Annotated in this window: 15 protein-coding genes; 11 read left to right on the forward strand and 4 right to left on the reverse strand. The window is 63.0% G+C overall.

The features are described 5' to 3' along the window. Window positions 1–194: 194 nt before the first annotated feature. From LIX93_RS03260 to LIX93_RS03275, 4 genes are all read left to right on the forward strand, one after another. A complete protein-coding gene (locus LIX93_RS03260; RefSeq protein ID WP_226502573.1) occupies window positions 195–476 on the forward strand; it encodes a DUF1652 domain-containing protein in 282 nt (93 codons plus the stop codon). 270 nt (window positions 477–746) lie between these two features. Then, window positions 747–1,199, forward strand: a complete 453-nt coding sequence (locus tag LIX93_RS03265) for a MarR family winged helix-turn-helix transcriptional regulator (protein WP_226502574.1) — start codon at window positions 747–749, stop codon at window positions 1,197–1,199. 3 nt (window positions 1,200–1,202) lie between these two features. Further along, window positions 1,203–3,584 (forward strand): DNA polymerase II, encoded by a 2,382-nt coding sequence (locus LIX93_RS03270; protein ID WP_226502575.1) that lies wholly within the window; start codon window positions 1,203–1,205, stop codon window positions 3,582–3,584. Window positions 3,585–3,633: 49 nt separating this feature from the next. Beyond that, on the forward strand, window positions 3,634–4,275 hold the full coding sequence (locus LIX93_RS03275; protein ID WP_226502847.1) for a ribonuclease T2: 642 nt from the start codon (window positions 3,634–3,636) through the stop codon (window positions 4,273–4,275). A 101-nt stretch (window positions 4,276–4,376) separates the two neighbouring features. Here LIX93_RS03275 and LIX93_RS03280 read toward each other — a convergent pair whose 3' ends face one another. Beyond that, entirely contained in the window at window positions 4,377–5,474 is a 1,098-nt protein-coding gene (locus LIX93_RS03280) for an MltA domain-containing protein (protein ID WP_226502848.1), read from the reverse strand. A 327-nt stretch (window positions 5,475–5,801) separates the two neighbouring features. On the opposite strand from LIX93_RS03280, the gene LIX93_RS03285 reads away from it, so the two are divergent. From LIX93_RS03285 to pcsA, 3 genes are all read left to right on the forward strand, one after another. Next, complete coding sequence (locus LIX93_RS03285) at window positions 5,802–7,016, forward strand: MFS transporter (protein WP_226502576.1); 1,215 nt, start codon at window positions 5,802–5,804, stop codon at window positions 7,014–7,016. A 164-nt stretch (window positions 7,017–7,180) separates the two neighbouring features. Then, window positions 7,181–7,660: a WbuC family cupin fold metalloprotein gene (locus tag LIX93_RS03290; protein WP_226502577.1), complete on the forward strand. Its 480-nt coding sequence runs from the start codon at window positions 7,181–7,183 to the stop codon at window positions 7,658–7,660. A 182-nt stretch (window positions 7,661–7,842) separates the two neighbouring features. Further along, complete coding sequence (gene pcsA / locus LIX93_RS03295) at window positions 7,843–8,562, forward strand: phosphatidylcholine synthase (protein ID WP_226502578.1); 720 nt, start codon at window positions 7,843–7,845, stop codon at window positions 8,560–8,562. Between the two features lie 21 nt (window positions 8,563–8,583). On the opposite strand, the gene LIX93_RS03300 is transcribed toward pcsA, so the two are convergent. The 3 genes from LIX93_RS03300 to LIX93_RS03310 all read right to left on the reverse strand — a co-directional run bounded on the left by LIX93_RS03300 (window position 8,584) and on the right by LIX93_RS03310 (window position 10,811). Further along, the gene (locus LIX93_RS03300; protein WP_226502579.1) at window positions 8,584–9,315 is read right to left on the reverse strand and encodes a response regulator transcription factor; all 732 of its coding nucleotides are present in this window, start codon (window positions 9,313–9,315) and stop codon (window positions 8,584–8,586) included. Beyond that, entirely contained in the window at window positions 9,315–10,562 is a 1,248-nt protein-coding gene (locus tag LIX93_RS03305) for a GAF domain-containing sensor histidine kinase (RefSeq protein ID WP_226502580.1), read from the reverse strand. The genes LIX93_RS03300 and LIX93_RS03305 overlap by 1 nt, the downstream gene beginning before the upstream one ends. A 99-nt stretch (window positions 10,563–10,661) precedes the next feature. Further along, complete coding sequence (locus tag LIX93_RS03310) at window positions 10,662–10,811, reverse strand: hypothetical protein (protein WP_226502581.1); 150 nt, start codon at window positions 10,809–10,811, stop codon at window positions 10,662–10,664. Window positions 10,812–10,850: 39 nt separating this feature from the next. Between LIX93_RS03310 and LIX93_RS03315 the strand changes: the two genes are divergently transcribed. Genes LIX93_RS03315 through LIX93_RS03330 form a run of 4 tightly spaced genes read left to right on the forward strand, consistent with a single transcriptional unit; the run spans window position 10,851 to window position 15,317 of the window. Further along, entirely contained in the window at window positions 10,851–11,873 is a 1,023-nt protein-coding gene (locus tag LIX93_RS03315) for a substrate-binding domain-containing protein (RefSeq protein WP_226502582.1), read from the forward strand. 14 nt (window positions 11,874–11,887) lie between these two features. After that, window positions 11,888–13,339 (forward strand): sugar ABC transporter ATP-binding protein, encoded by a 1,452-nt coding sequence (locus LIX93_RS03320; protein WP_226502583.1) that lies wholly within the window; start codon window positions 11,888–11,890, stop codon window positions 13,337–13,339. Next, the gene (locus LIX93_RS03325; protein WP_226502584.1) at window positions 13,336–14,361 is read left to right on the forward strand and encodes an ABC transporter permease; all 1,026 of its coding nucleotides are present in this window, start codon (window positions 13,336–13,338) and stop codon (window positions 14,359–14,361) included. Before LIX93_RS03320 ends, LIX93_RS03325 begins: the two co-directional genes overlap by 4 nt. After that, window positions 14,358–15,317 carry an ABC transporter permease gene (locus tag LIX93_RS03330; RefSeq protein WP_226502585.1) on the forward strand — a complete coding sequence of 320 codons (960 nt, stop codon included), beginning with the start codon at window positions 14,358–14,360 and terminating at the stop codon, window positions 15,315–15,317. Before LIX93_RS03325 ends, LIX93_RS03330 begins: the two co-directional genes overlap by 4 nt. Window positions 15,318–15,338: the final 21 nt, after the last annotated feature.

Consider the following 15,338-nt stretch of genomic DNA (forward strand, 5'->3'; position numbering starts at 1 on the left):
GGAAGGTCTGTATCGGCGCCCCGATGCAAGTTGTCACTAGCTGTGAGCACCGTTGAACGACTATTCTGAACCCTGCGCAATGTATTCCGTCCAGATGTAATAGAAGCGTCTGGTCCGGTATTGCTCCATCCTCAAAAGCATCCTTTGAAGCCATTTTCAAAGTGATATCCGGGCAGACCAGGGGAGGACAGTCGGTGATACCCATCCGTGAATTGCGCCAGATCATAGAATCAAGTTTCGGGCCGATGACGTGCAGTTGCGCAGTCAACCCCGGCGGTACGTTGACGATCGAAGTCACCGACCCCCACACGGGCCAGGTCGACTTGCTGGTGGTGGGAGTTCCCACGCAAAAGCTCGTGTCAGTGCGCGCCATCAATGACCTGATTGCCGAACTCAGGGCCGATCTGCGGGCCAACCAGGAATGGTTCAGCCGCCACCATCAGCCGTCTGGCGGCAGCAAGACGCACAATAACTGACGTCGCGCTCGCTTCTTGAGGCGAGCCCTGCGGCAGAGTCCTGGGTGTAGGCACGCTGTGCCGGCCTCATCGCGAGCAAGCTTTGCTCCCACAAGTGTTCGGCGATTCGATCGCGAGCTGTATTGGCAAGGCTTGCGTGCGAAAGCGATCCTCTGGACCGCCATACCGGGCAAATTGCCACGTTATCCGAGCCTCCCTACCAGCGGCAGTTGCCTGAACGGGGCATATGCCCTATGTTCACCGTTTCGCCCCTCGGACACCCCCCGCATCATGCCCAACGATCAAGCCGGCCTGTGTTGTGCAACGGCCATGCGCAAGGCCTCCCGGCGCATCACCCAGTTCTACGACGACGCATTGGCGCCTTCGGGCCTGCGCTCGACCCAATATGCGATCCTCGCCGAACTGGCCGCACGGGCGCAGTGCCCCCCGACGCTGCAGGAACTTGCCGATGCGCTGGTGCTGGACCGTTCGGCGCTGGGACACAACCTCAAGCCACTGGAGCGCGATGGCCTGATCGGACAGCAGCAGTGCATCGAAGACCGCCGTCGGCGGTTGATCACCCTGAGCGCCGAAGGACAGGCTACCTTCGAGCTCGCCCAGGGGCTGTGGCAGCGCGCCCAAGCGCATTTTCTGGAAGTATTCGGCGAGACCAAGGCCTGCGCCTTGCGCCAGACCCTGCTGGAAATCGCCTACGACGATCGGCTGGTGTCGGCCAGGGGTTAAGGCGTGGCTGAGGTAACCGGGGTAACGCAAACAGGGCAAGGTTTCATCCTCACCCGGCATTGGCACGACAGCCCTCAGGGCACGTGGGTCGAGTTCTGGCTGGCGACTGACCAGGGCCCGCGGCACGTGCGTCTGGCGCCGCAACCCTCGGTGGCATTCTTCCCTGAGGCCCAGCGCGACCAGGTGCAAGCATTGCTGAGCGACGAGGCGGGCGCCGACATTCGCCCGCTGCAGCTGCGCGACTTTCAGCATCGTCCAGTGCTCGGCCTGTATTGCCAGCAGCATCGACAGCTGATGGCGTTGGAAACCCTGCTGCGGCGCCATTCGGTCGATGTCTATGAGGCCGACATCCGCCCGCCCGAGCGCTTCTTGATGGAGCGCTTCATCACCGCACCGGTCAGCTTCAGCGGCCAGCCGGATGCTCAAGGGGTGTTGACCAACGCCCAGCTCAAACCCAGTGCCGATTACCGTCCCAAGCTGCGCCTGGTGTCGCTGGATATCGAAACCACCGAGCAGGGCGAGCTGTACTGTATTGGTCTGGAGGGCTGCGGCCAACGCCAGGTGTATATGCTTGGGCCAGCTAACGGTGATGCCACGCGGGTGGATTTCGACCTCCAATACTGTGCCACCCGCGTGCAACTGCTCGAAGCCCTTAACGCCTGGATGGCGCGCCACGACCCCGATGCGATCATCGGCTGGAACCTGGTGCAGTTCGACCTGCGCGTGCTGCATCAGCATGCTCGGCAACTGGCGGTACCGCTGCGTCTGGGGCGCGGCGGCGAAGAGATGCAGTGGCGCGAGCACGGCAGTCAGCAGCATTACTTCGCCTCAGCGGCCGGGCGCTTGATCATCGACGGCATCGAGGGTTTGCGCTCGGCATTCTGGAGTTTCAGCTCGTTCAGCCTCGAGAACGTCGCTCAGACCCTGCTCGGCGAAGGCAAAGACATCGACAATCCGTACCAGCGCATGGCCTCGATCAACCGCATGTTCGCCGAAGACAAACCGGCGCTGGCCCGCTACAACCTCAAGGACTGCGAGCTGGTGACGCGGATATTCGCCAAGACCGAGCTGCTGACCTTCCTGCTCGAGCGCGCCACGGTCACCGGCTTGCCCGCAGACCGTAGCGGCGGCTCGGTGGCGGCTTTTGGCCACCTGTACATCCCCTTGATGCATCGCCAGGGGTTCGTTGCGCCCAACCTGGGGGATATACCCGCCCAGGCCAGCCCAGGCGGGTTCGTCATGGAGTCGCGGCCAGGGCTTTATGAATCGGTGCTGGTGCTGGATTACAAAAGCCTTTATCCCTCGATCATTCGCACCTTTTTGATCGATCCGGTCGGCCTGATCGAAGGTTTGCGCCAAGCGCCTGAAGAGCATCCGGTGCCCGGCTTTCGCGGCGCGAAATTCTCCCGTGAGCGCCATTGCCTGCCGGCGATCATCGAAAGTGTCTGGCGGGGCCGCGAGGTCGCCAAGCGCGAGGGCAACGCGCCGTTGTCTCAAGCGTTGAAGATCATCATGAATTCCTTTTACGGCGTGTTGGGCTCCAGCGGCTGCCGCTTCTTCGATACGCGCCTGGCATCGTCCATTACCCTGCGCGGCCACGAGATCATGCAGCGCACCCGGCAACTGATCGAGGCCCAGGGCTACAGTGTGATCTATGGCGATACCGACTCTACGTTCGTGTGGCTCAAGGGCGCTCACGACGAAGCCCAGGCATCAGCGATCGGGCAGGGGCTGGTGACCCAGGTCAATCAGTGGTGGCGTGAGCATCTGCAGGCTGATTACGGCCTGGACAGTGCGCTTGAACTGCAGTTCGAAACCCATTACCAGCGCTTCCTGATGCCGACCATCCGCGGCGCCGAAGAGGGCAGCAAGAAACGTTACGCCGGTATGGTCACGCAGGCCGATGGCAGCACGCGGATGGTCTACAAAGGCCTCGAGACAGTACGCAGCGACTGGTCGCCCCTGGCCCGGGAATTCCAGCAGGCGCTGTATGAGCGGATCTTTTTACGCCAGGAATACCGCCAGTTCGTGCGCGATTACGTGCAGCGCACCCAGGACGGCGAGTTCGACGAATTATTGATCTACCGCAAACGCGTCCGCCGCCCGCTTGACCAGTATCAGGTCAATGTCCCCCCGCCGGTGCGCGCTGCGCGGCTCGCCGATCAATACAATGCGCTGCACGGCCGCCCGTTGCAGTACCAACGCGGCGGCTGGATCAGTTACGTGATCACCGTGGCCGGCCCCGAGCCATTGGAGACCCGAGCCTCGGCGATCGATTACGAGCATTACCTGAGCAAACAATTGCAGCCGGTGGCCGATGCCATCCTGCCGTTTGTGGGTGATGACTTCGCTACTTTGATTGGCGGGCAGATGGGCTTGTTCTAAAGTGCACGCCTCTTGCCCCTATGGATGATGCCGCTTGAACAACAAACTGATGCCTTGGCTGCTGCTCGCGGTCGTACTGGCCACCGCCCCTTTGGCGCAAGCCCGCAATGACCGGCGCTCTGATGATTCGGTCGCGGGGGTGTTTGACTACTACCTGTTGGCCCTGAGTTGGTCGCCGACCTTTTGTCTGACCCATGCCGATAACGAGCAATGCACGGGCAAGGGCTACGGATTCGTCTTGCACGGGCTGTGGCCGCAGTATGATCGCGGCGGCTGGCCGCAATTCTGTAAAGGGGCAGCGCCGCTGACCGCAGCGGAGCGGGCCCAGGGAAGCAACTTGTACGTCAGCGGCCAATTGCTGAGCCACGAGTGGAAGAAACACGGCACCTGCACAGGCCTGGGCGGCGCTGGCTATTTCAGTCAGGCTGACAAGGCGTTGGCAGTGGTCAAGATCCCGCCCGCGCTGCAACCGTCGACGACCTACCGGAGCCTGGAACCCAAGGCGATCGTCGATCTGTTTCAGCGCGCCAACCCCGGGCTGCCGAGCAACGCCATTGCGGTGCGTTGCAATGGCCCGGAACTGGCCGAGGTGTGGGTGTGCCTGACCAAGGACTTGACGTTCAAGGCGTGCGACAACGGCGTGCGCAGCCAGTGTCGCAGTGGTGAGGTGCGGATCCCCGCAGTGCGCTGACGGTTACCGGTTTCTGCAGCGAGGGGCTTACCCCCGTTGGCCTGACCCCGTTATGCGCCTGACGTACCGAATCAGGGGCAAGCCCCCTCGCTGCAGGGTATTCAAGGCTGCACTGGCGGTAACGCCATGCCCTTGGGCCACAGCAGCCAGATCTGCCCCTGCTGCTTCATGTTGCCCGCCAGTTCGCCGGCCTGGTCGCCGGTGCCCCAGAACAGATCCGCACGCACTTCGCCGGCAATGGCGCCACCGGTATCCTGCGCGGCTACCGGCCGGACCACCGCCGTACCGTCCGGGCGGGTAGTGTTAAGCCACAGCAAGCTGCCCAAGGGAATCACTTTACGGTCGATGGCTACGCTGTAGCCGGTGGTCAGCGGCACGTTCAACGAGCCACGCGGACCTTCGTTGCTGTCCGGGCGAGTAGTGAAGAACACATAACTGGGGTTGCTCGCGAGCATTTCCGGCAGGCGCTGCGGGTTGGCCAGTGCCCAGTCGCGGATCTTGCCCATGCTCACTTCTTCTTTTTTCAGCTGCCCTTGCTCCACCAGCCAGCGGCCGACCGGCTTGTACGGGTAGCCATTCTGGTCGGCATAGGCGATGCGTACCTGACGGCCGTTGTCGAGGCGAATCCTGCCCGAGCCTTGAATCTGCAGGAACTGCAGGTCGATCTGATTGCTCAGCCAGGCCAGCACCGGCGCATTGGCGCCCTTGCCCTGAATGGTCGCGGCATCGTCATAGGGCTTGAGTACCCGACCTTCAAGGCGCCCGCGCAAGCGCTTGCCCTTGAGCTCGGGGTAGATGCTGTCCAGGTTGACGATGATCAGGTCGTCGGGCACACCATATACGGGCACTGTATCGCGCTCGGTGCGTTGCAGGCTGCCGGGGTACACGGGTTCGTAGTAACCGGTGATCAGGCCCTTGTCATTGCCGCCCGAGCGCAGGCTGTAGGCTTGCAGGTTCTGCTGCAGGAAGGCGCGCACCGCCGGCGCGTTGGCCTGTACCTGGCTGGCGGCGCTGCACGTAGCACCCCAGACCGGGTCCTTGGCCAGGCGCGTGCAGGCCGAGGACCAGGCCGAAAAGCCGGCCAGCAGGTCAGCGTCGCTGACGGCGGGCAGTGCGGACCAGTCGACGCTGACATAGGTCGGTGGTTTGGGTGTTGGCGCGGTGGGCGCAGGATTTTTTTCGCAGCTGGCCAGCAGCAGGAGCAAGGGCAGGGAGCACAGACGCAAAGCGCGCCACGAAAAACGGAGATCAGGCACGCGAAGCAACCTTGGCTGATGAATTGAAGCCCGCTAGCTTGGGCAAAGCAGGGCGGTGAGTCAAATGACGGTGCCACCTGTGAGCGCTGGCTTGCGCATCCGGCGGCGAAAGGGGCGAACATCAGGCGTGTTTGCCAGCGTCTTGGTGGGTAGCGGGCACCTCGCAAGGTCGATCACATTCCTAAACGGAATGCACGATATAAAAAACATGAATTTTATTTATCGTACAGGGCCCGGTAGCGTAGCGCCATTCCCGTCAAGGAGCAGGTCATGAGCACTGAAGCCGACAACCCCGCCGAGCGCCATTGGCAGCGCAATCTCACTGTCTGCGTGTTCGGTGCGTTCACCACCATCGTCGCGATGACCCTGCTGCTGCCATTCCTGCCGCTGTATGTCGAGCACCTGGGCGTGACTGATCCTGCCGCCGTGGTGCAGTGGTCGGGTATCGCCTTCGGTGCCACCTTCCTGTCGGCGGCATTGACCGCGCCGCTCTGGGGCCGCCTGGGCGATCGCTATGGGCGCAAGCTGATGCTGATTCGTGCAAGCCTGGGCATGGCCATCGCCATGTCGCTGATCGGCCTGGCAGAGAACATCTGGCAGCTGGTGCTGTTGCGTTTACTGGCCGGCCTGCTCGGGGGATACGCCTCGGGGGCCACCATCCTGGTCGCCACGCAAACGCCCAAGGGCCGTTCCGGGTGGGCGCTGGGGGTGTTGTCGTCAGGGATCATGGCGGGCAGCCTGGCCGGCCCGCTGATTGGCGGGCTGCTGCCGCCCTTGATGGGCATTCGTAATACCTTTTTCCTGGCGGGCGGGGTGATCTTCATCACCTTCCTGGCCACCTTGTTGCTGCTCAAGGAAGTGCCCCGGCCGCCACGCACCGCCGGCCAGCAGCAGGCCGACAAGGTTTCGGTGTGGCGGCAGTTGAACAACCCCAGGCCGGTGGTGACGATGTTCGTGATCGCCGGGGTGCTGATGTTCTCGACCATGTCGATCGAGCCGATCATCACTGTCTACCTGATGGAGTTGCACGCCGATCATCTGACCCTCATGGCCGGGCTGGTGATGTCGGCCACGGCGCTGGGCAGCATCTTATCGGCGTCGCGCCTGGGCAAGGTGGCCGATCGCGTAGGGCACTGGCGGATCGTGACGCTGTGCCTGGCGGCAGCGGCAGCGCTGTTGATTCCCCAGGCACTGGTCACCCACCCGTGGCAACTGGTAGTGCTGCGGTTCCTGATGGGCCTGGCACTGGGCGGGCTGCTGCCGTGCATCGCCAGCATCATTCGCCATAACGTGCCGCAGGGTATCGCCGGACGCATGCTGGGCTACTCCACTTCCAGTCAGTACATCGGCCAGGTCCTGGGGCCTGTGGCCGGTGGTTTCGTCGGCGGCCATCTGGGAATGCGCTGGGTATTCCTCGCGACCTTCGTACTGATGGCCGGGTGTGCGCTGGTCACCCTTACGCAGCGACCGAGCACCTCTTCGTAGCGAGGGGGCCTGCTCGCGACAAACGCCGCATGCACCGCACTCACCTGACAGACCGAATCGCCGCCAGACGCCTCCTCGCCGCAGGGGATCGCGAGCCAGTGGCAATGACGGCTACGTGTTCATTGGGCATAATGCGGGGTATTTCCCCTATGGTGTTATCTCCGATGAAGCAGATTACCCGCGTCGAGCTGGTCGACCTCGCAGCACAGGCCGCCCAAGCCCCGCGCCTGCGCGCCAACCGCAATCTGCATCCCGAGCTGCAGGACCCGGTCCAGCGCCTGGCGATTGCCATGGAGCCCGGCACTTATGTGCGCGTGCACCGTCACCCGCACACCTTCGAGCTGCTCACGCCATTGAACGGGCGTTTCGTGGTGCTGAATTTCGATGACCAAGGGCAAGTGACCGCCCGCACCATCCTCGGGGAAGACAGCGCTGTGCTGGAAACCCCGGCCAATACCTGGCACGCCGTGCTGTCGCTGGATGTCAGTGGTGTTATCTTCGAGGTCAAGCAGGGTGCCTACCAACCGGTGGCGGCCGAGGATTTCTGGCCAGGTACGCCGGCAGAGGGCGAAGTGGGTACGGAACAGGTCATGGCCTGGTACGAGGTCGCACAGGTTGGCGACAGCCTGGCGTTTCTGAACTGACAAGCGGTAGCGCCCGGCGAGCTTTTGTGAGCAAACGTCCGGCGCCAAGCGACTGTTGCACTTACACTTACGGCAATTGAGCGGGGTGGGTCCCTGAACCTTCTGCCGTTCGGTTCGGTCGATAGCTGCGGTGCTGATGATTAAGCGCCTGGCACGGCCCGTTTATTCTTGGAGAGCCTTTTGTGATAACACTCAGATCCACCGCCAGACTCAAGGCCTGGGGTGCCCACGGTTTTACCGCCACCGGGGTGGTGCTGGCCTTTATGGCGACCATCGCGCTATTCGAAGGTCACCCCAAGACCTGCCTGCTCTGGCTGGGCGTGGCGCTGGTGGTCGACGGCCTGGATGGCGCGCTGGCGCGCAAGGTCAATGTGCAGACGGTGCTCGCGCATTTCGACGGCTCGACACTGGACCTGGTCATCGACTACCTGACCTACGTGTTCATCCCTGCGCTGTTCATCTACTTCTATATCCCGCTGCCGCAATACACCTTGCTGCTGTGCGTGTCGATCATCCTGGTGTCGTCGCTGTTCTGCTTTTGCAACGTCAACATGAAGAGCAAGGACAACTACTTCGTCGGCTTCCCCGCGGCCTGGAACGTCGTCGCGCTGTGCATGTACATCCTCGACTCGTCAGCGTGGGTCAATGTGGTGACCATCATCGGCCTGGGCCTGCTGACCCTGACCCGGATGAAGTTTCTGCACCCGTTTCGCGTGCGCAAATTCATGCCGATCAACATCGCGGTGACCGCCATCTGGCTGCTGTGCAGCCTGTCGATGGTGGTCAACCAGCCCAATAACGGCACACTGATCCTGGTGGTCTGGTCGCTGATGTCGGCGTACTTTCTGCTGGTGTGCTTCTGGCGCACGGCGCTGGAATGGGTGGGCCGGGTACGTAACTGAACCGGCGCCAGGTGCAGGGCTTCAGAGGTTGCGCGGATCGCGCAACCACTCCTGCAACTCGGCCTCGGCCTGTTCCATGGCGGTGCGGTTGAGCACCTTGCGCAGCATCGCCACATTCACGGCTCGCGAGCGCAGATTGAATGCTGCGCTACGTTCCCCCCTGATGTCGGGCTGATACACCCCGAGCTTTTCGTACAGCTGCTGCAGGCGATTCTGCACACTGCGCAGCGACAGGTTGCGGCGGCCGGCGATGGCTCGGTCGGTCAGGCCCAGGGCGATATCCTGCAACACCTCATATTCCGAATCGTTCAGGCCCTGGAGATGATCCTGGGCCTTTTGCTGCACGCCGCGTATCTCCCGATCGATCACGCATTGCTGTTCGATGAACAGGCTGCGCAAGGCCAGGCGCAGGCGTTCCTCGGAGGCGGTCTTGAGGATATAGCCGTACGCGGCGCCCTCCGGCACGATGCGCGAGATGCCCCGCACGTAGGCCTCATCAGCGTAGTTGGACCAAAACAGGATCGAAGTGTCCGGCCGCTCACGCCAGATGGTCTTGGCGGCCTCGACGCCGGTATGCCGGGGCATCTGCAGGTCCATGACCACTGCGGCCACCTGATGCTCATGGGCCAGGCGCTCGCCGACACGGCCATCTTCGGCTTCCCACAGGTGGGAGCACTCCGGCATCGCCCCTTCGATGATTTCCTTGAGAAACGCCCGGTGCACCGGATCGTCTTCTACCAGCAAAATGTCCATCAGGCATGCTCCATCAATTGGCTGACAGGCAGCGGCAGGCTCACGCACACCTGGGTCCCCCGGTTGCCTGGGCCCTTGTCGATCTGTACCTGCGCGCCCAGCAATTGCGCGCGGGTCTGCATGTTCTTGATGCCGCCGGTGTCCATGCGGTTGTTGCCATCCAGGCCTTGGCCGTCATCGACGATGGTCAACTGCAGGTGTTCGGCGACGCGGCTGATCTGTACGGTGATGGACGCGGGGGAGGCGTGCTTGATGGCGTTGTTGACGGCTTCCTGGACGATACGGAACAGCGCGATCTGTTGCGCTTCACTGAGCTGCCCGGCCACGCCGTCGCTGTGATCGAACAGGTGGGTATCGATGTTCAGGCCGCTGTTGCGCACGCTGCGCAGCAGCAGGTCTTCGAGCCCTTCGGCAAAGCCGAACAGGTGCAGCACGGTGGGTTTGACGGCGTCGATGATGCGCCGCAGCTCCTGCATGCTCTCCTGCAACGCGGTACTGACCGGCTGCAAGGCGTCGGCCGAGACCGGCGCCTGCAACTGCAAGCGCGCAATGCGCCGGTGCAGGCGGGTCATGTCGGCCAGCGTTTGATCGTGCAGGTCCATGCCGATGCGCTGGCGTTCGCTTTCGAGTTCTTCGGTCAAACGCAACGCGCCCAGGCGCAAACCTTCCTCGCGGGCACGGGTCTGCGCCTGGGCGATTTCCAGGTGTTTGGCCTGGTCCGCCTGGCGCAGCGCATACAGGTAGGACGCCAGTAGGTCAGCGACGTGCTGGGTGTGGTCGACATCGGCCTGGGTATAGAAATTGGCGCTGTGAGTGGAGCAGCTCAACGCGCCGATGATCTCGCCACGGGCACGCAACGGCACGTGCAGGCGGCTGCGCAGTTGCGCATCGAAGATCGGCTGGGCGAACGCTCCAGGGAAGTGAAAACGTGAATCGAGCATCGCGTCGTCACTGAGAATGAACGCTACCTGGCCCAGCAGCAGTGCGCGAATCGGACTCTCGACAATCGGCAGGGGATGATCGACGAAGTGGCTCCAGGCGGTTTGCACCCCGGTTTCATAGGCATGCAAATGGTTTTCGCCGTCGAGCAGCAGGCTCACGTCGATATGGTCGTGGGGGAGAATGAAGCGAATCTCGTCGGACACCGCGTTGACCATCGATTGCAGGTCTAGCTGCCCGGCCAGAGCGCGGGAAATGCCGAGGAAATGCTGTAGGACGTGTTCCGCCGAAATCAGGGGTCTTTGCACGGTGCTTCCCAGGTTTGTTTTTGTAGTGGGAATACGGGTTGCGGCCATCATAACGCTTCGTACGGCTCATCGTCGTTGGGCAGTCGCACTGCATTTACCTTAAGCGTCAGGCACAGTGAAAAACTGCACATCCCCGCCTTTGACCTGCGGGAACCCGCAACCGATCTGCGCCAATGCCCACAGACGCACCGGTATTAGCGGTGCAGACTGGCCCTGCAGCTGCACCAGGCCCCAGGTCAGTGCCTGCACTCATTCACGATGCCCCACAACAATAACAAGGGTCACGACATGAAACTCGACACGCTCCGTTGCGCGCTGCTGTCCAGCGCTCTGGTAATGGCCCCGCTGATGCTGGCCCAGGCTGCCACCGCCGACAAGACCATCGCCCTGTCCAACAACTATGCCGGCAACGCCTGGCGCCAGAACATGCTCAACAGCTGGCAGCAGACCACCGATCAGGCGGTCAAGACCGGCATCATCGCGTCGGCCGACTCGTTCACCACCGGCGAAAACCAGGCCACCGAACAAGCCGCGCAGATCCAGAACCTCATCCTGCAAGGCTACAACGCTATCGTCATCGACGCGGCATCGCCCACGGCACTCAACGGCGCGGTCAAGCAGGCCTGCGACGCTGGCATTATCGTCGTGTCGTTCGATGGCGTGGTCACCGAGCCCTGCGCCTACCGCATCTCGATGGACTTCAAGCAAAGCGGCATCGACCAGATGGACTACCTCGCCAGTCGCTACCCCAATGGCGCCAACGTGCTGGAAGTGCGCGGCCTGGCCGGGGTTTCGGTGGACGAGCTGATCCACTCCGGCATCGTGGCCGGCGCCGCCAAGCATCCAAACTTGAAAATAGTCGCTGCAGTCAACGGCAACTGGTCGCAGACTGCGGCGCAAAAGGCCGTTGCCGGCGTGTTGCCGAGCCTGCCGAAGATCGATGCAGTAGTCACCCAGGGCGATGATGGCTACGGCACCGCGCAGGCCTTTACCGCCGCTGGCCGGCCGACGCCGACCATCGTCTTCGGCAACCGCGAAGAAGAACTCTCCTGGTGGAAAAAACAAAAGGACCTCAACGGCTACCAGAGCTTCTCCATCTCCAGTGCGCCCAGCATCTCAAGCCTGGCGTTCTGGGTCGCCCAGCAGTTACTCGATGGCAAGCAGCTGCCGCATGACCTGGTATCGCCAGCGGTGAGCGTCACTCAGGACACTCTCGAACAACAGCTCAAGGGCCTCGCCAAGGGCGATCTGGTGAGCCAGGTCTATAGCGTCGATGACGTCGCCAAGCTGCAAGCACCCGCCACTCATTGAGCCTGGAGGCTGCCATGTCTACAGCGCAACGCGTGACCTTCGCGGGTATCGGCAAGTCCTTTGGCGCGGTGCGGGCCTTGGATGGTGTCGACCTCAGCGTGCAGGCCGGGGAATGTCTCGGCCTGATCGGCCATAACGGCGCCGGTAAATCGACTTTGATGCAGGTGCTCGCCGGCACGCTGGCCGCAGATTGCGGCAGCCTGCTGATCGAGGGCCGTGACCGCCGCGACGACTATAGCGTGCAGATCGCCCGGCAATGCGCGATCCGCTGCGTGTTCCAGGAGTTGTCACTGTGTCCCAACCTGAGCGTCGCCGAGAACACTCGCTTGATGTGCCCGGCGATTCGCGGCTTCGGCTGGCGGCGTCACGCCCGCAAGCTGATCGAGGCAAGCCTTGACGAGATCTTTCCCCATCACGGCATCAGCGCCGACGACATCGTCGCCGACCTGGCGATTGGCAAACGGCAGATGGTCGAAATTGCCCGCGCGTTTGTGTGCGTGGACGAACGCCTGGATGTGGTGATCCTCGATGAACCGACCTCATCGCTGGACTCGCGGGTCTCGGCGCAGTTGTTGGCCTTTGTTCGGCGGTTTGTGGGGCAGGGCGGCAGCATCGTGCTGATCAGCCATATCCTCGGCGAGATGCTCGGCACCTGTGACCGTATTGCAGTGATGCGCGATGGCAAGGTGGTCGATACCCGCGCCGCTACGTCCTTCACCCATGCGACCTTGGTCGAGTCGATGGGCAGCGCCGCCAGCCACGCCAAGGCACAGGCCGAGGCCTACAGCAGCAAACGCTTGCAGGGTGCGGCGCTGCTCGAGCAGCGCCCGGCCGCTCAGCTCGATGGCGGTTGCGTGCGCGCCTGGCGCGGCGAAATCATCGGCCTGGCCGGGCTCGCCGGGCACGGCCAGAGCCAACTGCTGACGCAGATCCTGCGCCGCCGCATCGCCAGCGGTGAAGGCGCAGCGCTGGTGGCAGGCGATCGGCAGAACGATGGCGTATTCGCGCTCTGGTCGATCGCGCAGAACCTCGATCTCAGCGCCCTCAAGCAGCTCAAACGCGGTGGCCTGATCGATCCCCGGGCGTGCGCTACGCTGGCGGGCCAGTGGCAGCAGCGCATGGCGATCCGTACGCCGGACATGAACGCGCCAATCCTCTCGCTGTCCGGTGGCAATCAACAAAAGGCGCTGTTCGCCCGAGCCTTGGCGACCACCGCGCCAGTGATCCTGATGGATGACCCCATGCGCGGCGTGGATGTCGGCACCAAGCGTGAGGTGTATTCGATCATCCTCGAAGAAGCGGCCCGCGGGCGCACCTTCGTCTGGTACACGACCGAGCTCGAAGAGCTGGACTACTGCGACCATATCTATGTCTTTCGCGACGGCCAGGCGGTGCTCGACCTGCCCCGTGACGAACTGAGCGAGGAGCGGATCCTGCGTGGCTCCTTCGCCGAGGAGGTGGCATGAACATGCCGACGCGTATCGAGGGGGCAGTGGTGGCTGACGAGAGTGGATCAGGGGCAAGCCCCCTCGCTACACGCACCAGGGTGTCGCCGGTCAATCGGGCGCGCTGGCTGCGCAGCGCCTTGCCGGCGTTGTCATTGGTGGTGCTGCTGGGCACCATTTTTATCCTGCAGCCGCGGGCCATGAGCTATATGGGCATGAACCTGATGCTCAATCTGGCAGTGCCGATCGCCCTGGCGACCATCGCGCAGATGCTGATCATCACCGTCAACGATCTCGACCTGTCGCTGGGCAGCTATATCAGCTTCGTTGCCTGCGTGGCCGCGACCCTGCTCAACGATCACCCCATCCTCGGGGTGCTGGCGTTGTTGGGCTGCGTGCTGGTCTATGCGCTGCTGGGTGCCTTGATTCATGCCCGGCGCCTGCCGTCGATCGTGGTGACCCTGGGCATGTCGTTCATCTGGACCGGCGCCGCCGTACTGTTGCTGCCGGCCCCCGGCGGCACTGCGCCGCAATGGTTGCAGGCACTGGTGCGGATCAAGCCGCCCCTGCTGCCATTCGCCATCATCGTGTGCATTGCCCTGGCGCTGCTGGTGCATCTGTTTCTGATGCGTTCGACCCTGGGTGTGGTGCTACGCGGCGCAGGCGGCAACCCGCTGGCGATCGCCAAGGCCGGTTGGTCGCTGTTGCGCATCAAGGTCACCTTGTATGCCATGGCCGGCGGCTTTGGCGTGTTGTCCGGCTTGTTTCTGGTCGGGCTGACCACCTCGGCCGATGCCAGCGTGGCGCTGCGCTACACCTTGTTGTCGATCGCCGGGGTGATCCTTGGCGGCGGCGAATTCGTCGGTGGACGGGTGTCGCCGATCGGCGCGGTACTGGGGGCCTTGACCTTGGTGCTGGCGGGCTCGCTGTTGTCGTTTATCCGGATCTCACCGGATTGGCAGATCGGTGCCCAGGGCGCGATTCTGATTCTGGTGCTGGCCCTGCGGGCTGCCGTCAACCGTATGGAGGCACGTCAGCCATGAAGGACATCCCCATCATCAAACGTGTACTCGACAAGCCTTGGCTGTGGTCGTTTCTGGCAGCGCTGCTGATCTGGGCGGCGACGCTGGTGTTCAACCGTGGCGCAGGCAGCGGCGCGTTGCTGTCCGGCGCGTTGGGGTTCTCGGCGTTTTTCGTGATCGTCGGCATCGGCCAGATGTTCGTGATCAGTACCGGCCCCGGCAATATCGACCTGTCGATCCCCGCCAACGTGGCATTGAGCGGCGCGGTGGCGATGAAGCTGATGGACAGCCACAACGAACTGATCTGGCTGGGTGTGCTCGGCGTGCTGGCCACCGGCGTGCTGGTCGGGTGCGGCAACTACGCGCTGATCAGGCTGCTGCGTATCCCTCCGATCATTGCCACCTTGTCGGCCAGTTTCCTTCTGCAATCACTGGCAATCGCCTACGGGCGCAGTGTGCGGATCCAGCCACCGGACGACTTCTACGCCTTCGCCACCGGCAAGCTGCTCGGGGTGCCTTACGTTGCCCTGGCGGTGATGCTCCTGGCGGTGCTGATGGGTGTGGTACTGACGCGCACCCTGTATGGCCGCTGGGTGCTCGCTATCGGCCAGAACCCGCGTGCGGCGGAGCTGGCCGGGGTGCGGGTGGGCCGGGTGCGGTTCGCTACCTATGTGCTGAGTGCCTTGTTCGCCAGCCTCTGCGGCTTGCTGCTGGCCGGGTTCTCTGGTGGCGCGTCGCTGAGCATGGGCGATGAATACCTGTTGGCATCCATCGCCGTAGTGGTGATCGGCGGTACCTCGGTAGCTGGCGGCTTCGCCAACGTCCCGGGCATCTGGGGCGCAGCGCTGTTCCTGTACCTGCTGGTGAGCATGCTCAACAGTTTCGGAGCCAGTGCCGGGGTCCGCCTGATCCTGACCGGCGTGATCATCATCGCCGTCATCACGGCCATGAGCGGCCGCCAAACGGCCCGCGCCTGAATAGCCTATTTTTACGAGGAT

Source organism: Pseudomonas sp. MWU16-30317 (assembly GCF_020515695.1).
Classification (GTDB): Bacteria; Pseudomonadota; Gammaproteobacteria; order Pseudomonadales; family Pseudomonadaceae; genus Aquipseudomonas.